This window comes from Streptomyces sp. NPDC127177 (genome assembly GCF_042672475.1).
Lineage (GTDB): Bacteria > Actinomycetota > Actinomycetes > Streptomycetales > Streptomycetaceae > Streptomyces.
On record NZ_JBHXUW010000011.1, the window covers coordinates 55,805 to 76,906 of the forward strand.

Annotated in this window: 19 protein-coding genes; 11 read left to right on the plus strand and 8 right to left on the minus strand. The window is 72.2% G+C overall.

What is annotated here, in order from left to right; all coding sequences use genetic code 11:
• Positions 1-9 precede the first annotated feature (9 nt).
• Complete coding sequence (locus ACFVJX_RS09820; RefSeq protein ID WP_384125561.1) at positions 10-3,342, minus strand: BTAD domain-containing putative transcriptional regulator; 3,333 nt, start codon at positions 3,340-3,342, stop codon at positions 10-12.
• 203 nt (positions 3,343-3,545) lie between these two features.
• On the opposite strand from ACFVJX_RS09820, the gene ACFVJX_RS09825 reads away from it, so the two are divergent.
• Entirely contained in the window at positions 3,546-4,343 is a 798-nt protein-coding gene (locus tag ACFVJX_RS09825) for a site-2 protease family protein (protein WP_384125560.1), read from the plus strand.
• Here the strand turns inward: ACFVJX_RS09825 and ACFVJX_RS09830 are convergent.
• Together ACFVJX_RS09830 and npdG are read right to left on the minus strand one after the other, a co-directional pair.
• Positions 4,340-4,528, minus strand: coding sequence for a hypothetical protein (locus tag ACFVJX_RS09830; RefSeq protein WP_384125558.1), 189 nt, complete (start codon positions 4,526-4,528; stop codon positions 4,340-4,342). The two genes, ACFVJX_RS09825 and ACFVJX_RS09830, sit on opposite strands and share 4 nt — an antisense overlap.
• A gap of 95 nt (positions 4,529-4,623) precedes the next feature.
• Positions 4,624-5,334, minus strand: coding sequence for an NADPH-dependent F420 reductase (npdG, locus tag ACFVJX_RS09835; protein ID WP_384125557.1), 711 nt, complete (start codon positions 5,332-5,334; stop codon positions 4,624-4,626).
• Between the two features lie 141 nt (positions 5,335-5,475).
• Between npdG and ACFVJX_RS09840 the strand changes: the two genes are divergently transcribed.
• Positions 5,476-6,078: a hypothetical protein gene (locus ACFVJX_RS09840; RefSeq protein WP_384125555.1), complete on the plus strand. Its 603-nt coding sequence runs from the start codon at positions 5,476-5,478 to the stop codon at positions 6,076-6,078.
• Between the two features lie 213 nt (positions 6,079-6,291).
• Here the strand turns inward: ACFVJX_RS09840 and ACFVJX_RS09845 are convergent, their stop codons facing one another.
• Positions 6,292-6,525, minus strand: coding sequence for a hypothetical protein (locus ACFVJX_RS09845; protein WP_384125553.1), 234 nt, complete (start codon positions 6,523-6,525; stop codon positions 6,292-6,294).
• A 70-nt stretch (positions 6,526-6,595) separates the two neighbouring features.
• Here ACFVJX_RS09845 and map point away from each other — a divergent pair, with 70 nt between their 5' ends.
• Both map and ACFVJX_RS09855 read left to right on the plus strand, forming a co-directional pair.
• Positions 6,596-7,453 (plus strand): type I methionyl aminopeptidase, encoded by an 858-nt coding sequence (map, locus tag ACFVJX_RS09850; protein WP_384125551.1) that lies wholly within the window; start codon positions 6,596-6,598, stop codon positions 7,451-7,453.
• A 225-nt stretch (positions 7,454-7,678) separates the two neighbouring features.
• On the plus strand, positions 7,679-8,344 hold the full coding sequence (locus ACFVJX_RS09855) for a heme oxygenase (biliverdin-producing) (RefSeq protein WP_384125549.1): 666 nt from the start codon (positions 7,679-7,681) through the stop codon (positions 8,342-8,344).
• A 102-nt stretch (positions 8,345-8,446) separates the two neighbouring features.
• Here ACFVJX_RS09855 and ACFVJX_RS09860 read toward each other — a convergent pair whose 3' ends face one another.
• The 3 genes from ACFVJX_RS09860 to ACFVJX_RS09870 all read right to left on the minus strand — a co-directional run bounded on the left by ACFVJX_RS09860 (position 8,447) and on the right by ACFVJX_RS09870 (position 12,249).
• The gene (locus ACFVJX_RS09860; RefSeq protein ID WP_384125547.1) at positions 8,447-9,118 is read right to left on the minus strand and encodes a PhzF family phenazine biosynthesis protein; all 672 of its coding nucleotides are present in this window, start codon (positions 9,116-9,118) and stop codon (positions 8,447-8,449) included.
• An 80-nt stretch (positions 9,119-9,198) separates the two neighbouring features.
• Positions 9,199-10,764, minus strand: coding sequence for an HtaA domain-containing protein (locus tag ACFVJX_RS09865; protein ID WP_384125545.1), 1,566 nt, complete (start codon positions 10,762-10,764; stop codon positions 9,199-9,201).
• Between the two features lie 63 nt (positions 10,765-10,827).
• Positions 10,828-12,249, minus strand: a complete 1,422-nt coding sequence (locus ACFVJX_RS09870; RefSeq protein ID WP_384125543.1) for an HtaA domain-containing protein — start codon at positions 12,247-12,249, stop codon at positions 10,828-10,830.
• A 134-nt stretch (positions 12,250-12,383) separates the two neighbouring features.
• Between ACFVJX_RS09870 and ACFVJX_RS09875 the strand changes: the two genes are divergently transcribed.
• From ACFVJX_RS09875 to ACFVJX_RS09905, 7 genes are all read left to right on the plus strand, one after another.
• Entirely contained in the window at positions 12,384-13,463 is a 1,080-nt protein-coding gene (locus ACFVJX_RS09875; RefSeq protein ID WP_384125541.1) for a hemin ABC transporter substrate-binding protein, read from the plus strand.
• Entirely contained in the window at positions 13,460-14,569 is a 1,110-nt protein-coding gene (locus tag ACFVJX_RS09880; protein WP_384125539.1) for a FecCD family ABC transporter permease, read from the plus strand. The genes ACFVJX_RS09875 and ACFVJX_RS09880 overlap by 4 nt, the downstream gene beginning before the upstream one ends.
• Positions 14,566-15,405, plus strand: a complete 840-nt coding sequence (locus ACFVJX_RS09885; protein WP_384125537.1) for a heme ABC transporter ATP-binding protein — start codon at positions 14,566-14,568, stop codon at positions 15,403-15,405. Before ACFVJX_RS09880 ends, ACFVJX_RS09885 begins: the two co-directional genes overlap by 4 nt.
• Positions 15,406-15,617: 212 nt before the next feature.
• On the plus strand, positions 15,618-16,754 hold the full coding sequence (gene efeO, locus ACFVJX_RS09890; RefSeq protein ID WP_384125535.1) for an iron uptake system protein EfeO: 1,137 nt from the start codon (positions 15,618-15,620) through the stop codon (positions 16,752-16,754).
• Between the two features lie 23 nt (positions 16,755-16,777).
• Positions 16,778-18,082: an iron uptake transporter deferrochelatase/peroxidase subunit gene (efeB, locus tag ACFVJX_RS09895; protein WP_384125533.1), complete on the plus strand. Its 1,305-nt coding sequence runs from the start codon at positions 16,778-16,780 to the stop codon at positions 18,080-18,082.
• Positions 18,083-18,121: 39 nt separating this feature from the next.
• Entirely contained in the window at positions 18,122-19,093 is a 972-nt protein-coding gene (gene efeU, locus ACFVJX_RS09900; protein ID WP_384125532.1) for an iron uptake transporter permease EfeU, read from the plus strand.
• A complete protein-coding gene (locus tag ACFVJX_RS09905) occupies positions 19,026-19,958 on the plus strand; it encodes a hypothetical protein (protein WP_384125643.1) in 933 nt (310 codons plus the stop codon). Before efeU ends, ACFVJX_RS09905 begins: the two co-directional genes overlap by 68 nt.
• A gap of 132 nt (positions 19,959-20,090) precedes the next feature.
• Here ACFVJX_RS09905 and ACFVJX_RS09910 read toward each other — a convergent pair whose 3' ends face one another.
• Complete coding sequence (locus ACFVJX_RS09910) at positions 20,091-20,837, minus strand: bifunctional DNA primase/polymerase (protein WP_384125530.1); 747 nt, start codon at positions 20,835-20,837, stop codon at positions 20,091-20,093.
• Between the last annotated feature and the right edge of the window lie 265 nt (positions 20,838-21,102).

The following is a 21,102-nucleotide window of genomic DNA, read 5'->3' on the forward strand; positions in this document are numbered from 1 at the left end:
CGGAGCGGTTCAGTCCCGGTACGCGTCGACGAGAGCGGTGGCCTCCTCCATGGAGAGGCCGCCGCTCTCGGCGTACGCGGTCTCGAAGGCGGCGTCCCCGAGAGCGGCCCGGACCAGTTCCTCCGCCGCCTCGTAGTTCTCCCGCTCCATCGCCGTCGGCACGTGTCCGCCCGGCAGCAGTTCCCGGCAGGTGACCAGCAGCCGCACGGCCAGCGCGGCCCGGCGCTCCCCGCCGAGGCCGCCCAGCGCCCGCGCGGCGCTGACCAGGTGGATGGTGACCATGTGCGGCGCCACCATCCGCGTCAGCGGATCGCCGGACCGGGCCAGCGCCTGCCGGCTGCGGTCCAGGGCGTCCGCGTACAGCCCCTCCAGGTTGTCCAGCCAGGCCACCCCTCCCAGCACGAATCCGTCGAAGATCGCCTGGGTCTCCGCCGTGAACTCCTCGCGCAGGGCGGTGAGGTGTTCGCGGGCCTCGCCGACCCGGCCGGACCTGCCCAGCCACATGGCCAGGAAGAGCCGGGCGAAGGACTTGGCCCCGTGCCCCGTGTGCCACGTCTCCTGGAGCACCTCGCGCAGAATGGCCTCGCCCTCCGCGCCTCGGCCCAGCTCGGTCAGGGCGGAGGCGTACCGGGTGCGGAGCACCGACACCTGGGCACGGGCGCCGATCTTCTCCGCGTAGCCGACCGCGGCCTGGTAGTCGTCGGCAGCCTGGCCGTAGTCGCCCCGCTTCTCGCCGGCCTCGCCGCGCGCGGAGAGCGCCTCGGCCGCGCCCCAGTCGTCCCCGAGGCGGACGAAGATCTCCAGGCTCTCGTCGGCGTCCGCACCGGCCTGGACCGCCCAGTCGAGCCGGTTGGCCAGCACGTTGGCGCGCATCTGGAGCGACGAGGCCAGCTCCCATTCGTAGCCGAACCCGCGGGCCGCCACGACCGTCTTCTCCATCAGGTCGCGCAGTGCGCCCAGGTCACCGGTGACCAGCACGGCGAAGAACCAGAGGGAGGTCGGCCAGCGGCAGGTCTGCGGCTGGCCCGGCCGGTAGGTGGACGCGACGACCCGCAGCCGCGCCAGGCTGTCGACGTTCGTCCACTCGTCCATTCCGTCGTCCGTGCTGACCATCCGGACGAGCGCCACCTGACGCCGCGCCTCCTGGAGCAGCTCGGGTCTCATCGGCGGGGGCGCGTCGATGCAGCGTTCGTGCAGGGGCGGTGCGGGGCTGCCGGGCGGGGCGAACGGATCCGGACCGAGGTCGGCGGCGGCCTCGGCCCACTGGAGGGCGTCGCTGCTCAGATCGCGTATGTGCCAGTACCAGGAGAGGGAGAGCACCATGCAGAGCACCTCCTGCTCGTCGCGGGCGGCGACGGCGTGCCGCAGGGCGGTGCGCAGGTTCTCGTACTCGCGCTGGAAGAGCTCGATGGCGGCGCGCTGCCCGGCGCCGCGGAGTTCGGCGTCGGTGGTGCGGGCCAGCTCCCGGAAGAACACCAGGTGCCGCCGCTCCACGGTGTCCCGCTCCGCCGCCTCGTCGAGCCGCTCGGCGGCGTACTCACCGACGGTCTCCAGCAGGCGGTAGCGCATCCCGCCGTCCGCGCCGGGCGCTGCGACGACGAGGGACTTGTCGACGAGTGAACCGAGCACCCGGGCGATGTCGTACACGTCCTGGGAGCCGTCCGCGCAGACCGCCTCGGCGGCGGCGAGGGTGCAGCCGCCGGAGAAGACCGACAGCCGTCTCAGCGCGCTGCGTTCGGCCTCGTCCAGGAGGTCCCAGGACCAGTCGACGACGGCCCGCAGGGTCTGCTGTCGGGGCAGCACGGTGCGGCTGCCGCTGGTCAGCAGGCGAAAGCGGTCGTCGAGCCGGTCGGCGATCTGGCGCGGTGTGAGCATCCGCAGCCGGGCGGCGGCGAGTTCGATGGCGAGCGGGAGACCGTCCAGCCGGCGGCAGATCTCGGCGACGGCCTCCGCCGTCCGCTCGTCCGCGTCGACCCGGAAGCCGGACTGCGCGGCGGCGCCGCGCTCGGCGAACAGTCGCAGCGCCATCGGATCGGGCAGCGGGTCGACGGGCCGGACGAACTCGCCCGGTACGCCGAGGGGTTCGCGGCTGGTCGCGAGGACGGTGAGTTCCGGGCAGCGCGCCAGCAGATGGTCGGCGAGGGCGGCGGCGGCCTCGATGACGTGCTCGCAGTTGTCCAGGAGCAGCAGCATGCGGCGGCCGGAACAGTGCTCGGTGAGTCTGCTGAGCGGTTCGCCGCCGTGCCGTTCGGCGGCCCGGAGCTCCTCGGCGCCCGCACCGCGCAGTACGGTCTCCCGGCCGCCGAGGGCGGTGAGGACGGCCTCCGGCACCGATTCGGGGTCGTCGACCGGGGCGAGCTCGGCCATCCACACCCCGTCCGGCCAGGCGGCGGGGCCGACGGATTCGGCGGCCTCCTGGGAGAGCCGGGTCTTGCCGGCGCCGCCGGGGCCGAGCAGGGTGACCAGCCGGGCCCGCGAGAGGTCGCCGCGCAGGGCGTCGATGTCGCTCTCCCGGCCGACGAAGCTGGTGAGCCGGACCCGGAGGTTGCCGGGCGGGGCCGCGGGGGCCCGGGGGCCGGGGCGCGCGGGCGGAGCGGCCGCCGGCGAGCGCGGACGCACGGGTTCCTGGCGGAGCAGCTCGGCGTACAGGGCGCTCAGCTCGGCGCCCGGGTCGGTGCCGAGCCGGTCGGCGAGCACGGTGCGCACCTCCTCGTACGCGGCCAGTGCCTGGGCGGTGCGTCCGGCGTCGCGCAGGGCGCGCAGCCGCAGCGCCTGGAGCGGTTCGTCGAGGGGGTGCTCGCCGCAGAGCGCCGCCAGTTCCGGCAGTACCTCCTCGGCCCGGCCGAGGGCGAGCGCGGCGGTGAGCCGGGTGCGGCGGGCGTCGAGCCTGCGGGCCGTCCAGCGGACCTCGTCCGCGCGGCGGTCCGGGAGATCGGCGAGTACCGGGCCGCGCCACAGGCCCAGCGCGTCGTCGAGGACGCTCACGGCCTTCGCGGGATCGCCCTCCTCCAGGGCCCGAGCCCCCTCCCCGGCGAGCCGTTCGAAGCGGTACAGGTCGACGGTGTCCGGTTCGGCGGCCAGCCGGTAGCCGCTCTCCGCCGAGGTGATCGCCTCATGGCCCAGCGCCCGGCGGAGCCGGCCCACGAGTGCCTGGAGGGCGCCCGGCGCATCCGCGGGCGGGTCCCCGTCCCACACCTCGCCGACGAGCACGGCGGCCGGCACGGTCCGGCCGGCCCGCAGCGCGAGGACGGTGAGCAGGGCGCGCAGTCGCGCCCCGCCGATGGCGACGGCGGTGCCGTCGTCGCGGAGTGCCTGAGTGGTACCGAGGATGCTGTAGCGCACGCGCCCATTGTCCGTGACCGGGGGCAGGAGCGGGACCGCGCCCCGGCCGTATCCCCGCGGGCCGTCCGCCGTACCTGCTGTCATGCCTCCACCCTTCATGGAACCACCGGCCCGATGCCAGACGTTTCCGGCGTGTCGCCTGTACGGTCGGGGCTCGCCGCCCGCCCGCTCCCGTCCCTCCCACAGCCATCAGGAGCTCGCCGATGACCACCGCAACAGCCCGCAGCGACCGGCGGATCAGCCCGGTCTTCCTCGGGATCGTCGCCGTCGCGGCGGTGTCCGGCTGGGCGGTGTGGACGGATTTCGCCTCTCAGCCCGGCTTCGCCACGTTCCTGTTCGTCACGGCGGCCTGGGTCGTCTCGCTCTGTCTCCACGAGTACGCGCACGCCAGGACCGCCCTGCACAGCGGTGACATCTCCATCGGCGCCAAGGGGTACCTCACGCTGAACCCGCTGCGCTACACCCATGCCCTGCTGAGCATCGTGCTGCCGGTGCTGTTCGTGATCATGGGCGGGATCGGTCTGCCGGGTGGCGCGGTGTTCATCGAGCGCGGCCGGATCCGCGGCCGCTGGCGGCACAGCCTGATCTCGGCGGCCGGGCCGCTGACCAATGTGCTGTTCGCCGTCGTGTGCACGGCGCCGTTCTGGCTGGACGCGCTGGACGGCGTCCCGGCCGCCTTCCGGTACGCGCTGGGCTTCCTCGCGCTGCTCCAGGTGACGGCGGCGATCTTGAACTCCGTGCCCGTACCGGGTCTGGACGGCTACGGGGTGATCGAGCCCTGGCTCTCGTACAAGGTGCGCCGGCAGGTGGAGCCGTTCGCCCCGTTCGGGCTGATCGCGGTCTTCGCCCTGCTGTGGATCCCCGGGGTGAACGCGGCGTTCTTCGACATGATCGACGCGCTGCTGCGGTCGCTCGGCGTCAGCGAATTCGACACGTACTGCGGTCTGGACACCTACCGGTTCTGGCAGACGTCCAACGGGATCTGCTCGTGGAACGGCTAGGAGGCGCTCGGGGTGGTGCGGGCCCCGCGCTGCCGGCGCAGGTAGTACCAGGCCATGTTGGACGAGAGTCCGACCAGGAGCACCCAGACGATCCCCAGGGGCCAGCTGCCCTGCACGAAGGAGATCACGGCCGCCACGACGGACAGGACGCAGAAGGCGACGGCGTAGAGAGCTAGGCGGGGCATGGGGGTGGCTCCTGTCGGGGGATGGTGCGCGGTCCCCTCCAGTGTCCCCCATGCCCCCGGCCGCTCCGAGCAGGGTGTGGCCGCCGGGACACCGCTCAGACGTCGGTGGCGCGCAGCCCCGCGTGTGCCTTGTAGCGGCGGTTGACCGAGATCAGGTTGGCGACGAGCGACTCGACCTGGTGGGCGTTGCGCAGCCGGCCCGCGAAGATGCCCCGCATTCCGGGGATCCGGCCGGCCAGTGCCTGGACGAGGTCGGTGTCGGCGCGGGCCTCGCCCAGCACCAGCACATCGGTGTCGATCTCCTCGATCGCCTCGTCCTGGAGCAGCACAGCCGACAGGTGGTGGAAGGCGGCGGTGACCCGGGACCCGGGCAGCAGGGCGGCGGCCTGCTCGGCGGCGCTGCCCTCCTCGGGCTTCAGGGCGTAGGCGCCCTTCTTGTCGAAGCCGAGCGGGTTGACGCAGTCGATGACGAGCTTCCCGGCGAGCTCGTCCCGCAGCGACTCCAGGGTCTTGGCGTGGCCGTCCCACGGCACGGCGACGATCACGACGTCGCTGGCCGCGGCGCATCCGGCGTTGTCCGCGCCCCGGACGCCGTGGCCGATCTCCTCCGCGGCGGTCTGTGCGCGGTCGGCCGCGCGCGAGCCGATGACGACCTGCTGTCCGGCGCGGGCGAACCGGTAGGCGAGTCCGCGGCCCTGCGGGCCGGTGCCGCCGAGCACGCCGACGGTCAGCCCGGACACGTCGGGGAGGTCCCAGGGGTCCTTGGCCGGGGGCTTGGGCGCGCTGCCGCTGTCATTCGTAGTCATGGCCCCGACACTACTGCCAGGTAGCACATGGGACACCGCACCGGCGGACCGCGACGGGACGCAGGAGCCGGCGCCCCGTTCGGATGGTTCCGGGCCGGTTCCCCGGCACGGGGGCCCGGATGTGCTGCAAGATGCCGGGCCATGGATGCCGTACGTGTGGCGCTGTTGCGTGAGGTGCTCGCCGGGACCGAGTGGCCGGCCGCCACCCGGCGCTTCGCCGGGACGCTGCGCTCGTCCGTCGTCCCGCACGGCGGCGGGCTGCTGCTGGTGGGGACCGAGGCGTACGAGCCGTGGCATCTGGCGGCGCATCTGGTCGACGAGTCCACCTGGTCGGGGCTGCCCGAGCTGACGCCCACGCTGGTGCGCCACCGGGTGGAGCCCGGGGACCCGGCCCACCTCTCCGTCGGCCTGGGCCGGATCGAGGCGGCCGGGCGGGGCGAGACGCTGCTCGTGGTGGTGCCCCGGTCGCCGGGGGCGGGCCTGCTGGAGCGGGTGCACGACGCGCGCCGGGCGGGTGCGACGGTGCTGTCCCTGGACAACGGCGATCCGGAGGTCCGGGGCCTCGCCCATGAGGCGCTGTCCTTGGCGGGCGGCGACGATGTGGACCTGGACACGGTCCAGCACCTGGTGAGCGCGGCGGCCGGGGAGAACAGCGCGCCGATCGCACGTGGGCGGCGGCGCTTCCGCGACCGGCTGTCCCGGCTCGCCGACCGGCTGACGGCGCCCCCGCCGCCGCGGTGGTGAACGCCGGGATGGGGCGGCGCGGGTGCCACCGGTCCCCCCGGGTCCGGCCCGGGGCGTGTGGTGTGCGTGGCTACGGTGGCGCTTCCGGAGCCGCTGCCGTACGGCTCCGCCGCGGACGAGGACGCGTCGCGCCGGCGGGCCGCGCGCGGCGAGGAGGGCCCGGTGGTCCCGGCCGCCGACTGGTCCCGGCCGCCGCGCCCCGGGCCCGCGCCCTCAGCCGCCCGCGCTCTCGTCCGGCCCCTGGCGGTCGTGCCACTTGGGGTCGGTCTCCCACTCCAGGTTCCGCTCCTGGGCGGTCTCCATGGCGTGCTGCGCCTCCTGCCGGGAGGCGTACGGGCCGAAGCGGTCCTTGGCCGGGCACTCGGGGCCCTCTTCGACCTTCTTGTGCTCCAGGCAGTAGTACCACTCGCCGGGCTTGCCGACCGTGCGCTTCTTGAACAGGGCCATCGTCGACTCCTTTCCTCGGTGCCATGCTGCCCCATCCGCGCTGGTTGGGGCCTGCCCTAAACTCGCTGACATGTCTGGCCAGTCGCTGCTTGTACCAGGGGAGCTCACTCCCGTCCGTTCCGTGCCCGGAAACATCCGGCGCCCCGAGTATGTGGGCAAGCCCGCTCCGACGCCGTACACCGGTCCGGAGATCCAGGACGCCGACACCGTGGAGCGCATGCGCGTCGCGGGGCGGATCGCCGCTCAGGCGATGGGTGAGGCCGCTAAGCACATCGCCCCGGGCGTCACGACCGACGAACTCGACCGGGTCGCCCACGAGTTCATGTGCGACCACGGCGCCTACCCGTCGACACTGGGCTACCGGGGCTTCCCCAAGTCGCTCTGCACCTCGCTCAACGAGGTCATCTGCCACGGCATCCCGGACTCGACGGTGCTGAGCGACGGCGACATCGTGAACCTCGACGTGACGGCGTACATCAACGGAGTGCACGGCGACAACAACGCCACCTACCTCTGCGGCGACGTGGACGAGGAGTCGCGGCTGCTCGTGGAGCGCACCGAGGAGTCGCTGCGCCGGGCGATCAAGGCGGTCCGGCCCGGCCGTCAGATCAATGTGATCGGGCGGGTCATCGAGTCGTACGCGAAGCGGTTCGGGTACGGGGTCGTGCGGGACTTCACCGGGCACGGGATCAATTCCTCGTTCCACTCCGGGCTGATCATTCCGCACTACGACAGCCCGCACGCCACCACCGTGATGAAGCCCGGCATGACGTTCACCATCGAGCCGATGCTGACGCTCGGGACCCACGACTACGACATGTGGGACGACGGCTGGACCGTGGTGACGAAGGACCGCAAGCGCACCGCGCAGTTCGAGCAGACCCTGGTGGTGACGGAGACCGGGGCCGAGATCCTCACCCTCCCGTAGCCCTCCCCGCCTCCCTGATCGGTGCCAGGAACGGCCGCCCCCTCCGGGCGGCCGTTCCTGTTTTCTCCCGCCGTTTTTACCGACAGGGCGTCGGGAAGCAGTTGACTTAGGTTTACCTAAGTAGGAAGATCGACCCATCGGCGGCGCTGCGGCGGACACCTGTGGCAGGCCGATGTTTCCGTCTCTTTCTGGACTTCCCGTCCCCTTGGTCCCCGGAGGCCCGCTTTGGACGCAACCGTCACCGCCACGCCCTTCTCCACATTGATCCGCACCGCGTCGCACGAGCAGCACACCGAGGCGGAGACCTCGACCTTCATGAGCGACCTGCTCGGCGGACGCCTCGGCGTGGACGCGTACACGCGCTACACGGAGCAGCTGTGGTTCGTGTACCGGGCCCTGGAGGACGGCGCCGAGGCGCTGCGCGACGACCCGGTCGCCGGGCCGTTCATCCAGTCCGAGCTGATGCGCACCAGTGAGCTGGAGCGCGATCTGGCCCATCTGCGGGGTGCCGGCTGGCGCGAGGGCCTGGAACCGCTGTCGGCCACGGCCGCTTACGCCGACCGGGTGGCCGAGTGCGCGCGCACCTGGCCCGCGGGGTACATCGCGCACCACTACACCCGCTACCTGGGCGACCTGTCGGGCGGCCAGATCATCCGTGACAAGGCGGAGCGCACCTGGGGCTTCGAGCGCAAGGGTGACGGGGTCCGGTTCTACGTCTTCGAGGGCATAGCCAATCCCGCCTCCTTCAAGCGGGGTTACCGCGAGCTGCTGGACGCGGTGAACGCGGACGAGCTGGAGAAGCGGCGGATCGTGGACGAGTGCAAGCGGGCGTTCGCGCTGAACACCGCGGTCTTCCGGGAGCTGGGGGAGGTCTTCCCGCTGGGGGCGTAGACCTGGCGGGAGGCGGCGGAGTGACCCGGGCCCGGGTTGCTCCGCCGCTTCGTTTCGCTGCCCTGCCTCCGTCCTCGATCGCCGGACGGCTTGATTCTCCGGTCAGCCCTGGACGGCCAGCCGCACTCTGCCGCCGATCTCCACCGCGCCGTCCGGGGCCGGGGCCGTCAGGATCTGGGAGCCTCGGCCCTGCGTGATGTTCAGGGCCCGGCCGAGCTGGGTGCTGAGCAGCAGCGCCGCCGCCCCCGTCGCCTCGTCCTCGATGATCCCGTCGCCCCGCCTCGGGAACGCCCGTGCCCTGACCCGGCCCGCCGCCTCGTCCTCCCACGCCCAGGCGTAGAGCCAGCCCTCGCCCGGCGGCGGGGCGGGCAGTGCGTCGACCTCGGCCGCGGAGCCGTACCGCCGCAGGGTGCGCGGCGGGGCCCACTCGGGGCGCGCGGTGATCCAGCTGAACTCGCCGTCCTGACGGGCGAAGACCTCCCCCACCTCCAGCTCCAGGACCTCCAGGTCGAGCAGCCACGCGGCGCCCACCACCGGGTGGCCGGCGAACGGCAGCCGGCGGGCCGGGGTGTAGATGTCCAGGTGGCCGCGTTCCGGGTCGTCCACGAACACCGTCTCGCTGAAGCCCAGTTGGCGGGCGAGGTCCTGCCGGGACGGCTCGTCGGGGCGGTGGCGTCCGTCGCGTACGACTCCGAGGGCGTTGCCGTGCCGGCCGTCGGGACCGCAGAACACACGTAGGACGTCGATGCCGGCGGGTACGTCGTAGTCACTCACGTGCGCATTCAAGCACCGCCCGGTTACCGGCCCTGCGAGAGGGCGGTAACCGGGCGGCGGTGTCGCGCGTTGGGGCCGGATCAGACGGTGAGGCGACGGCGGGCCACGACGACCGCTCCGGCGCCGGCCGCCACGATGAGGCCGGAGGCGGCGAACAGCGCGCCGGTCGGGATGTCGGAGCCGGTGGAGGCGAGGGCGCCCGAGCCGCCGACGGTGCCACCGCCGCCCACGGTGCCGCCGGCGGACGAGCCGCCCGTGGTGGAGCCGCCCGTGGACGATCCGCCCGTCGAACCGCCCGTGGACGAGCCGCCCGTGGACGGCAGTTCGGCGTCCTTGTCCAGGGCGACCGCGACGGTCAGCGCGTCGAGCTGCTCGCCCGCCTGGTACATCCCGCCGAAGGCCTTGGTGCCGTCGGCGGTGAGGGTGGCAGGAACGCCCGAGAGGGTCACCACGCCGTCCTTGGCGGTGAGTCCGCCGGCCGGCAGTTCGAGATCGGCGACGGCCAGGCCGGTGTAGGTGGCGACCTTCTTCGTCTCACGGTCCTTGGTGGTCACGTCGGCGATGAGCTTGCCCTTGGCCCCGTCGGCCTGGATCTCCGGATTGGCCAGGGAGAGGTCCAGCGTGTAGGCGCCGTCCTCCAGGTGGCCCAGGAAGCGGACCTTGCCGTCGAACTCGGCGTTCAGGGTCTTCTTGTCGGCGTCGAAGTGGCCGGTGGCGTCGGGGAAGCGGTAGCCGTCGCCGGACGCGGTCGCGCCGCCCGTCGTCTCGACCTTGCCGTTGGCGATGGGGCCGGTGACGTACGTACGGAAGGAGGCCTTGACGCCCCAGTCCAGGGTGCCGTCGACGACGGCGCCCGGGTCGGCGGCCAGCTCGTCGGTGGCCGTGACGGTCGGGGACGGCTTCGGCGTCGAGTCCGTCGGCTGCGTGGTGGGCTTCTCGGTGGGCTTCTCCGTCGGCTCGGCCGGGTCGGTCGGCTTCTCGGTCGGCTCGGCCGGGTCGGTCGGCTCCTGCGTCGGGGCCGCGACCGCCTTCACCGTGAGCGTGGCCGGGTCGAGGACCTCGCCCTCCTGGTACTGGCCGTTGAAGGCCTCGGAGCCGGCCTTCGTCAGTTTCGCGGGGATGTCCTTGAAGACCATCGCCCCGCCCGCGCCCTGGCCCGGCTTCACGGCCGACAGATCGAGGTCGGCGACGGCCACGTCGTCCTGGGTGCCCTGCGGGGTCGCCACGTCGGCGGTGATCGCACCGCCGGTGCCGGAGGTGGACAGCTTGACGTCCGAGAGCGTGATGTCGAGAACGCCGCCGTGGGCCGAGAAGTTGACGCCGCCCTCGAAGGCGGTGTCGGTGCCGTGGGTGGTCATGTCGTACGTGCCCTTGCCGTTGACAAAGGTGAACACACCGTTGTTGTCGGCCTGGGTGGCACCGTCCGTGACCGTGATCCTGCCTGCGGCGCCGATGTACTTGCGGAACGACTCCTTGAAGCCCCAGTCCAGGGTGCCGTCCTTCAGCTCCATGGCCGGGGCGGCCGTGGTGGTGCCGTCCTGGGCGGACTGTCCGGCCGCGAACGCCGGGAGGGCGAAGGCGGCACCGAGGGCGGCAGCGGTGGCGACGGCTGCGGCGAGGGCTATGGGGCGGCGGGTGGCTGCCATGGTCGGGGTCTCCTCAGAGCTGAACAGGAATCAACGGGGGGTGGCGCGGGGGGAGTGCGGGGGTCAGGAGGGGGTGTCCGGCGTCGAGCGGTTGCGGCGCACCCGGAGGAGCACGCCTGCCGCGGCCACGACGAGCACGGCCGCGCCGCCGATTGCCAGGTGCAGCGCCGTCGGGGAACCCCCGTCCGACACGGACGCCGCCGCGGCCACGGTGCTCTCCGGCGAAGGGGAGTCCGACGGTGCCGGATCGCTGCCCAGGTCGGGCAGTGCGGGCAGCTTCGCCTTGGCGTCGACGGCGACGGCGAGCGAGACGGGGTCCATCGCGGTGCCCGCCTTGTAGAGGGAGCCGAAGGCCTTGGCGCCGCCGTCGGTCAGCGTCGCGGGGGCCTCCGTGAGGACCGCGAGGCCGTCCTTCGGCGCGAAGTCCTCGGCGGTGAAGGTGACGAGCGGTACGGCCTTGCCGGTGTCGCCGTCGCTCAGGACATCGGCGCTGAGCGTGCCCTTGCCCGCCTTCAGCGCCACCGCGAACCGGGAGAGCGTCAGATCGAGGCCGCCCGCCCCGGTGAAGCGGACACTGCCCGCGAAGGTGGCGGCCAGGGTCTGCTTCGCCGGATCGTAGGTGCCCTTGCCCTTCGGGAAGCGGAAGAGCGCGCCACCGTCCTGGGCGCCCCCGGCCAGGGTCCACTCGCCCTTGCCGATCGAGCCGGTGACGTACTCGCGGAAGGTGCGGCGCACACCCCAGTCGACCGCGGCGTCCTCGAAGCGGCCCGCCGTCTCCTTCTTCTTCGCCCCGGCGCCGTCGGCGGCCTTCCCGGGGGACTTCGACGCCGTGGACCTCGTCGCGGTGGGCTTCGGCGCCGGTCCCCTGGTGTCCACGGAGAGACTGACCGGGTCCAGCGGGGTCCCGGCCGTGTAGTAGCCGGCGAAGGACTTCGCGCCCTGTGAAGTCAGGGTGGCCGGGACGTTGTTGAGGGCGATGGGCGTGGAGCCGCCCCTCATGTCGATCCCGGAGAGTCCGAGGGTGGCCAGCGGGACCTGGGCGGTGGAGGTCACGCGTCCACTCCCCCGGTCCTTGCTGACCATGTCCGCGTACACGGTGCCGCTGCCGCCCCGGATGCGGACGGTGGGGCGGCTGATCGTGAGGTCGAGTTCGTAGGAGCCGTCGGACTTCTTGTGTCCGGTGAAGCGGACACCGCCGGAGAAGCCGGAGCTGAGGGCGCCGCTCGCCGGATCGTAGGAGCCGGTGGCTGAGTGGAAGCGGAACTGGCTGCCGCCGACCGTGGCCGCGCCGCCGATCAGGCTCCAACTTCCCTGGGCTATCGGGCCCGTGACATAGCTCTGGAAGGAGGACTTGATGCCCCAGTCCAGCCGCCCGCCCTGCACCGTCCGGTTCGCCGCGTGCGCGGCGGTGGCTGGGAGCAGCGCTCCCAGCAGTACCGCGAGAAGCGCGACGGCGAGCGCGCGGGCAGGTCTGTACGGCGGCATGGACCCCTCCGAGGTCTAGAAGCTCAGGTAAGGCTAACCTAAGGTATGTACGTCGTGTGTCGGTACCCCCTTCCGTCACATCCTTCGCATTCCACTCCCAACTGCACACCGCAGAACGACAGGACGGTGCCCCAGTGCGCTTCTCGCAGGACTTCGCCCCGCCGGGCCGGGACTCCGCGCAACCGAGGCGCGGGCGCACCGGCGTCCTGACGGCCGTCGTGTCCCTGGCGGCGGCTCTGCTGCTGACCGGCTGCGGGGGTGCGGAGTCCCCTGCGGCGAAGGCATCGGACAGCACGTCCGGCCCGTCCGCGGACGCCGACCGGATCGAGCCGCTGGCCACCGTGCCCGCACCGCGGCTGCCCGTCACCGTGAAGTCGGCGGACGGCAAGCGGACCACGATCACATCGGCGGACCGGATCGTGCCGCTGACCGGCAGCCTGAGCGAGATCGTCTTCACGCTCGGCCTCGGCAATCAGGTCGTGGCCCGCGACATCACCGCCACCTTCGAGCAGGCCGAGAAGCTCCCCGTGGTGACCCGCGCCCACGACGTGTCGGCGGAGAGCGTGCTCTCCCTGAAACCCACCGTCGTCCTCGCGGACACCACGACCGGACCGGCCGAGGCCATCGGGCAGATCCGGGACGCCGGAATCCCGCTCATCGTCGTCGAACCGGCCACGGAACTGGCCGATGTCGGCCGCCGCATCGACACGGTGGCCACCGCCCTGGGCGTACCGGAGTCCGGCACCGAGCTCAAGCGGCGCACCCAGGACCGCATCGACGCCGTCCGCGAGTCCGTGCCCGCACCGGCCGACGGCGAGCGGAAGCCGCGGGTCGCCTTCCTCTACCTGCGCGGCTCCGCCTCCGTCTATCTGCTGGGCGGCCGGGAGTCCGGCGCGAGTTCGCTGCTCGAAGCGGCGGGCGCGGTCGACGCGGGCAAGGCCTCCGGACTGAAGAAGGACTTCACCGCCATCACCAGCGAGGCACTGGCCAAAGCCGCTCCCGACGCGATCCTGGTGATGACCAAGGGGCTCGAATCGGTCGGCGGTGTCGACGGGCTGGTGAAGATCCCGGGCGTCGCCGAGACCCCGGCCGGCATGGACCGCCGCATCCTCTCCGTCGACGACGGGGTGCTCCTGAACTACGGGCCGCGCACCGACCGGGTGCTGAGCGAACTGGTGGCCCAGCTCCACCCGAAGGACGGGGCGGCCAAGTGACCGCCCCCTACCAGGAACGCACCCGGCCGGCCGGGACCGAGGAGAAGACCCCGGGCGCGGACTCGCCGCCCGGACCCCGTCGCTCCACCGCCATCACCCTGACCGCCGGACTGCTCGTGGCCCTGGTCCTGTGCTGTCTGCTCTCCGCCGGACTCGGCGCGTACGGCATCCCGCTCGGTGACGTACTCGCCTCCGTGCAGCACCGGACCGGGCTCGGCGGTCACGCGCTGGACCGGGTCGGCGAGAGCGTCCTGTGGAACGTACGGCTGCCGCGGGTCGTCCTCGCCCTGCTGGTCGGGGCGTCCCTCGGCTGCGCGGGCGCCCTGATGCAGGGGGTGTTCGGCAATCCGCTCGCGGAGCCGGGCGTCATCGGGATCTCGGCGGGCGCCGCGGTCGGTGCCGTCGCCTCGATCGCACTCGGGCTGAGCTTCTTCGGCAACTGGACCATCACCGTCTGCGCCTTCGTCGCCGGACTGCTGACCGTCCTGCTCGTCTACGCGCTGTCGCGGTCCGGTGGCCGGACGGAGGTGGTGACGCTGATCCTCACCGGCATCGCCGTCAACGCCTTCGCGGGCGCGCTGATCGGACTGTTCATCTTCTTCGCCGACAACGCGCAGATCACCCAGATCACCTTCTGGCAGCTCGGCTCGCTGGCACAGGCGACCTGGCCCAAGGTGCTGGCCGTACTGCCGTGCGCGGCGCTCGGACTCGTCCTCGCACCGTTCTACGCCCGGAAGCTGGATCTGCTCGCACTCGGCGAGCGGCCGGCCCGGCACCTCGGCGTCGACGTCGAACGGCTCCGCGTGGTGCTCGTGCTCGTCGTGGCGCTGCTGACCGCTGCCGCGGTGGCGGTCGCCGGGATCATCTCGTTCGTGGGGCTGCTGGTGCCGCATCTGCTCCGGATGGCGAACGGCCCCGGGCACCGCTTCCTCGTCCCCGGCAGCGCGCTCGGCGGTGCTCTGGTGCTGGTCGCGGGTGATCTCGCGGCGCGTACCGTCGCCGATCCGGCCGAGCTGCCGCTCGGCGTGCTGACCGCGCTCTTCGGCAGCCCGTTCTTCTTCTGGCTGCTGCGCAGGACCCGTCGCAAGCAAGGTGGTTGGGCATGAGGACGCTGCGGAACCTGTTCGCGGTACGCGACCGGCGGCTGCCGGCCCCCGTCGCGCCCGGCGCCCCGGTCGCCGAGGCGCTCGGCCTGCGGGTCCAGCTGGGCGGGCGTCAGGTGCTCGACTCCATCGAGCTGACGGTGCACGCGGGCGAGGTGCTGGCGCTCGTCGGCCCGAACGGCGCCGGGAAGTCCACGCTGCTGGCCGCGCTGGCCGCCGATCTGCCCGCCGGAAACGGCTCGGTACGGATCGACGGACGGCCGGTCACCGACTGGACCCCGCCCGAACTGGCCCTGCGCCGGGCCGTGCTGCCGCAGTCAGCCGCACTCTCCTTCCCCTTCCAGGTGGAGGACGTCGTACGGATGGGGCGCGCGCCCTGGGCCGGTACGGAGCGCGAGGACGAGGACGATCCGGCGGTCCGCGCGGCGATGGCGGCCACCGAGGTCACCGAATTCGCCGCCCGCCCGTTCTCCGCGCTGTCCGGCGGCGAGCGGGCCCGGGTCGCACTCGCCCGGGTACTGGCGCAGCGCGCCCCGCTGCTGCTGCTCGACGAGCCGACCGCCGCGCTGGACCTGCGCCATCAGGAACTGGTGCTGCGGATCTGCCGGGAGCGGGCCGCCGCCGGTGACGCGGTCGTCGTCGTGCTGCACGACCTGGGACTGGCGGCCGCGTACGCGGACCGGGCCGCCGTGCTGCACGACGGGCGGATAGCGGTGGCCGGCCCGCCGGCCGAGGTGTTCACGAGCGCGCTGCTCGGCGAGGTCTACCGGCAGCCGGTCGAGGTGTTCCCGCACCCGCGGACCGGGGTGCCCCTCGTCGTGCCCGACCGGACCGTTTGACCATTGCTTTGCCCCGGCCGGGCTCGCCCATGGGTCGGTTGTGACCACCCCGTTCCCGCTGTCGCGCAGTGAGAGCTGAATCACTGCGTGGGTGGGTACCGGCCAGGTAAGGCTCGGTTAAGTTAGGTCCGCCTCACCACGCTGTGTCCAGCCTGTGTCCGGCCTGTACAGCCGTTCCCTCCTCTTCTCCTTCATCCTCATGTGGAGCCCGTATGCGAGCCGTTCGTCTCTCCGTCGTCACCGCTGCCGCCACCGTGGCCGCTCTGACCGCCGTCACGGGCTGCGCCGAAAAGAGCGACGGCAAGGGTGACGGCGCCGTCCAGGTCGTCGCGAAGGACGACTCCTGCGAGGTCTCCAAGAAGGAGCTGCCGGCCGGGCACATCGAGCTGGCCGTGCAGAACAAGGGATCCAAGGTCACCGAGGTCTACGTCCTGTTCCCCGACGACCGCATCGTCGCCGAGCGCGAGAACATCGGCCCCGGCACGAAGGCCACCATCACGGCTGAGATCAAGGCCGGTTCGTACGAGATCGCGTGCAAGCCCGGCATGAAGGGCCACGGCATCCGGCAGAAGCTGGAGGTCAGCGGAGGCAAGGCGGCCAAGCGCAGCCCCGAGATGGACAAGGCCGTGGCCGCGTACCGCACCTACGTCCAGGACCAGGCCGACGAGACGCTCCCGAAGGCCAAGCTCTTCACGGACGCCGTCGCCGCGGGTGACATCGAGGCCGCCAAGAAGGTCTACGCCGACTCCCGGCTCGGCTGGGAGCGCACCGAGCCGGTCGCGGAGTCCTTCGGCGACATCGACCCGAAGGTCGACGTCCGCGCGGACGGGCTGGAGGACGGCCAGAAGTGGACCGGCTGGCACCGCCTGGAGAAGGCGCTGTGGCAGGACAAGAAGCTGGGCGCCGACGAGAAGGCACTCGCTCCGACCCTCTACAAGGATCTGCTCGACTGGCAGAAGCGGGTCGGCACGGCGGAGATCACCCCGACCTCGATGGCCAACGGCGCCAAGGAACTCCTCGACGAGGTCGCGACCGGCAAGGTCACCGGTGAGGAGGAGCGCTACAGCCACACCGACCTGGTCGACTTCAAGGCGAACGTCGAGGGCGCGGAGAAGTCCTACGAGCTGCTGAAGCCGATCGCCTCGAAGAACGACGCGGCGCTGTCCGCCACCCTGGACAAGCGGTTCGCCGAGCTGAACAAGCTGCTGGACACGTACCGCAAGGACACGTCCTCCTACGAGTTCACCTCGTACGAGAAGGTCGGCAAGGCGGACCGCAAGGACCTGTCGGACGCGGTCAACGCCCTGGCCGAGCCGCTCTCCAGGCTCGCCGCCGCGGTGACCAAGTAACACGTCACAGAGAGGCTCCGGGCATGTCCGAGGAGACGCAGGACGAGGGCGCGCAGGACGAGGGCGCGCAGGGCGGGGACCCGCGGCACACGGATGCCGCCGGTGCCCCCTCGCGGCGGGCGCTGCTCGGCTGGGGCGGCGCCGGCCTGGCACTCGGCGCGGTGGCGGCCGGCGGCGCCGTCGCCGCGGTCCGCTCCGGCGACGATCAGGCCCCGGCCGCGGACAGTGGCGCGGCGGTGCCGTTCCACGGTGCGCACCAGGCCGGGATCTCCACCGCCGTCCAGGACCGGCTGCACTTCGCCGCGTTCGACGTGACCACGAAGGACCGGTCCGAACTGGTAGCGCTGCTCAAGGAGTGGACCCGGGCGGCCGAGCGGATGACGGCCGGTCACGCGGTCGGCGAAGGGGCCTACGGCGGTCCGGCCGAGGCCCCGCCGGACGATACGGGCGAGGCGCTGGGGCTCAAGCCGTCCCGGCTGACGCTGACGGTCGGCTTCGGCCCCTCGCTGTTCGCCAAGGGCCGGTTCGGTCTGGAGGGCAGGCGGCCGGACGCCCTGGTCGACCTGCCCAGGTTCCCCGGCGACAACCTGGACGCGGCCCGCAGCGGCGGCGATCTGTGCGTCCAGGCCTGCGCGGACGACCCGCAGGTCGCGGTGCACGCCATCCGCAACCTGGCCAGGATCGGCATGGGCCGCACCGCGATCCGCTGGTCGCAGCTGGGCTTCGGCAAGACGTCCTCGACGACGCCCGGCGCGCAGACCCCGCGCAACATGATGGGCTTCAAGGACGGCACCCGGAACATCTCCGGCACGGACACCGCCGCGCTGGACCAGCACGTCTGGGTCGGTGGGAAGGACCGCGCCGGCTGGATGACCGGCGGCTCGTACCTGGTGGCCCGGCGCATCCGGATGCACATCGAGACCTGGGACCGCGCCCCGCTCCAGGAGCAGGAGGACGTCTTCGGCCGCGACAAGGGCGAGGGCGCCCCGGTCGGCAAGGCCAAGGAGCGCGACGAGCCGTTCCTGAAGGCCATGCTGCCGACCGCGCACGTACGGCTCGCCCACCCGGACAGCAACGCCGGGGCGACGATCCTGCGGCGCGGCTACTCCTTCACCGACGGCACGGACGGCCTCGGCCGCCTCGACGCCGGGCTGTTCTTCCTCGCGTACCAGCGCGACACCCGCAAGGCGTTCGTACCGCTCCAGCGTCGTCTGGCGGCACACGACGCACTCAACGAGTACATCCAGCACGTGGGTTCGGCGCACTTCGCCGTCCCGCCGGGCGTCCGCGACAAGGACGACTGGTGGGGCCGGGCGCTGTTCTCCTAGGCCCTCTCGAGTGCCTCGAAGCGGAAAGGGATCCGAAACGTGTTCAGCAACTTCCTGATCGGCCTGCGCGAAGGCCTCGAGGCCAGCCTGGTCGTCTGCATTCTCATCGCCTATCTCGTGAAGACGGGCAACCGGAACAAGCTGCTGCCGATCTGGATCGGTGTCGCCATCGCGGTCGTCGTCAGCCTGGCGTTCGGCGCGGGGCTCGAATTCGGGTCCCAGGAGATGACGTTCAAGGCGCAGGAGGCGCTCGGCGGTTCGCTGTCGATCCTCTCGGTCGGCCTGGTCACCTGGATGGTCTTCTGGATGCGGCGTACCGCGCGGCACCTGAAGGCGGAGCTGCACGGCAAGCTCGACGCGGCGCTCGCGATGGGGACCGGCGCGCTGGTCGCCACGGCGCTCCTCGCGGTGGGCCGGGAGGGGCTGGAGACCTCGCTGTTCGTGTGGCGTGCGGTGCACGCGGCGGACGACGGCTGGCATCCGATGATCGGCGCGGTGCTGGGCATCGCCGCCGCCGTGGTGCTGGGCTGGCTGTTCTACCGGGGTGCGCTGAGGATCAACCTGGCGAAGTTCTTCACCTGGACCGGCGGCATGCTGGTGGTCGTCGCGGCGGGCGTGCTCGCCTACGGGGTGCACGACCTCCAGGAGGCGGAGTTCCTCGGCGGTCTGCAGGACCGGGCGTTCGACATCAGCTCGGCGATTCCGCCGGACAGCTGGTACGGAACGCTGCTGAAGGGCACCTTCAACTTCCAGCCCGATCCGACCGTTCTCCAGATCACGGTGTGGGTGCTGTATCTGATCCCCACGCTCGCGCTGTTCCTCGCCCCGGTAGGGTTCGCACGGTCAGTGCGGGCGACGGATCAGAAGGCGCAGAAAGCAACGGATGAGAAGTCTGAGGCCGGTTCGGCTGGTGACGGGGCTCGCGGCGGCGACGGTGCTGAGCATGACGGCGAGCGGCTGCGTGACGGTGCACGGCGAGCTGGAAGTCGTACCGGCGGCGACGAGATCTGAGGCCGCGCAGGCCCTGAAGGCCTTCACCGACGCGTACAACGCGGCGGACAAGGCCTACGATCCCTCGCTGGACGAGGAGCAGATCGGCGGCTCGCTCGGGGCGATCAACCAGGCGGGCCTGAAGGCCCGGCAGAAGAACAACCCGGACGGCAACGCGAATCACCGGCAGCTGGAGCTGACCGACGCCACCTACCTCATCCCGAAGAAGGCGGGCTGGCCCCGCTGGTTCGTAGCGGACACCGACTCCAACCGGGACCAGGACAACGGGAAGACGGACACCCGCTGGCTGCTCGTCTTCACCAAGTCCGGCCCCGGCGCCGGGTGGAAGGCCGTCTACCTGTCGGTCGTCGCCCCGTCGCGGCTGCCCGGCTTCGCGAAGGACGGCGACGGCCGCGCCAAGCCGGTACCGGCGGACAGCGCCGAACTGGCGGTCTCTCCCGCGGACTTGAGCAAGCAGTACACGGGCTACCTGCAGAAGGGCGAGCCCGACGTCTTCACCCCCGGGCCGTCCACCTCGCAGTGGCGCACCACGCGTCGGGACACCCGGCGGGCGGGGTTCTCGTACCAGTACATCGACCAGCCGCTGGACAGCGGCGCGTTCGGTCCGCTCGGTCTGGAGACCGAGGACGGCGGGGCGCTGGTCTTCTTCAGCAGCAAGCACTTCGAGCGGCAGACCGCGGCGGAGGGACTGCGTCCGGCGGTCACGCCTGACGTGCGGGCGCTGTTGTCCGGCGAGGTGAAGAGCACGCTGACGAAGGAGCGCGTCTCCAGCCAGTTGGTGTACGTCCCGAAGAAGGGCTCCGGCACCGGGAAGGTGACGGTACTGAACCGCCTCCCCGGCCTGACGGCGGCCAAGGGCTCGTAACCAGGAACCCGGAACCGGGCCCGCCGGAGCGCGCCGAGCCGGCCCGCCCGGCGTTTGAGGGCATCGTTCCCAGCCCGCCCGGCGATCGAGGGCACCCCGGCACCGCCCCCGGACGACTCGCCTGGCCGCCGCCTACCGGCTCAGCGGCCAGGCCACCGACTCGTGGTCGACATCGCTCTGCTCCGCGGACCCCACGAACCGCGCACACGCGTCCGTCAACGTCTCCAGCAACGTGAGCGGATCCGGCAGCGGGTTCTCCGGCCCCCGCACCCACCGCACGTCCAGCTCACCAGGGAGCCGCGCGGGCGGCAGCAGCACGTAGCTGCCGCGGCAGTGCCACCGCAGCCCGGGGTGCTCGTCCATCGTCTCGGGGTGGCAGTCCAGCTCGCACGGCCACCACTCGTCCTCGACCTCCGGCGTACCCCGTGTCGCGGTGAAGAAGAGCATCCGGTCTTCGCCCGAGCTCGCCACCGGGCCCACTTCGATACCGGCGGCGAGCAGCCGCTCCAGTGCCTGCGTACCCGCCGACAGCGGGACGTCGAGCACGTCGTGGATCATGCCGGTGGCCGTGATGAAGTTGGCCTGCGGCTGGCTGCGGGCCCAGCGCTCGATCTGGGCGCGGTCGGTGGTGGACTGCGTCTGCCAGGCGAACGAGATCGGGTGCCTGGCGGGGGTCGGACAGCCCATGCGTTCGCACGAACACCGGTAGCCGACCGGATGGGCCGCGGGCGCGATCGGCATTCCGGCCTCGGCGACAGCCAGGAGCAGTGCCTCCCGTGCGGTCTCGTCGACCTCGCTCCGCTGCGGTTTGGGTCGTCGGCGCAGCCAGTGGGAAAACTTGCTCTCAGAGCCGCGACTACGGCCGAAATCGGCGCCCATCTATCCCCTTACCTCTGCGTTGCCCCTGCCCATGGTCCCACCATCCTGCGCCTCGGGTGGCCAGAGTCCCGAAGCGGGGGGCGGAGATCGGTGGGACGAGGTGAGCACTATCACACCTCTTTGTCGCATTACTCCCCCGGAACCACCCGTTCGGATCACTGCGCGGCAGGCCCTGGACGGCGCACCATGGGCTCACGCACACACCCGTGCGACGCAGCCGCCGGCGGCCACCAACGCCGCCGCGACCATTCGTGAGGAGCCCTAG

Coding starts and splice junctions, on each gene's coding strand:
- ACFVJX_RS09840 (WP_384125555.1), top strand. CDS start 5,476: ATGGATGCCGTACGTGTGGCGCTGTTGCGTGAGGTGCTCGCCGGGACC.
- ACFVJX_RS09830 (WP_384125558.1), bottom strand. CDS start 4,528: ATGCCCCGCCTAGCTCTCTACGCCGTCGCCTTCTGCGTCCTGTCCGTC.
- ACFVJX_RS09845 (WP_384125553.1), bottom strand. CDS start 6,525: ATGGCCCTGTTCAAGAAGCGCACGGTCGGCAAGCCCGGCGAGTGGTAC.
- ACFVJX_RS09865 (WP_384125545.1), bottom strand. CDS start 10,764: ATGGCAGCCACCCGCCGCCCCATAGCCCTCGCCGCAGCCGTCGCCACC.
- ACFVJX_RS09905 (WP_384125643.1), top strand. CDS start 19,026: ATGACGGCGAGCGGCTGCGTGACGGTGCACGGCGAGCTGGAAGTCGTA.
- map (WP_384125551.1), top strand. CDS start 6,596: ATGTCTGGCCAGTCGCTGCTTGTACCAGGGGAGCTCACTCCCGTCCGT.
- npdG (WP_384125557.1), bottom strand. CDS start 5,334: ATGACTACGAATGACAGCGGCAGCGCGCCCAAGCCCCCGGCCAAGGAC.
- efeB (WP_384125533.1), top strand. CDS start 16,778: ATGTCCGAGGAGACGCAGGACGAGGGCGCGCAGGACGAGGGCGCGCAG.
- ACFVJX_RS09885 (WP_384125537.1), top strand. CDS start 14,566: ATGAGGACGCTGCGGAACCTGTTCGCGGTACGCGACCGGCGGCTGCCG.
- ACFVJX_RS09825 (WP_384125560.1), top strand. CDS start 3,546: ATGACCACCGCAACAGCCCGCAGCGACCGGCGGATCAGCCCGGTCTTC.
- efeO (WP_384125535.1), top strand. CDS start 15,618: ATGCGAGCCGTTCGTCTCTCCGTCGTCACCGCTGCCGCCACCGTGGCC.
- ACFVJX_RS09910 (WP_384125530.1), bottom strand. CDS start 20,837: ATGGGCGCCGATTTCGGCCGTAGTCGCGGCTCTGAGAGCAAGTTTTCC.
- ACFVJX_RS09870 (WP_384125543.1), bottom strand. CDS start 12,249: ATGCCGCCGTACAGACCTGCCCGCGCGCTCGCCGTCGCGCTTCTCGCG.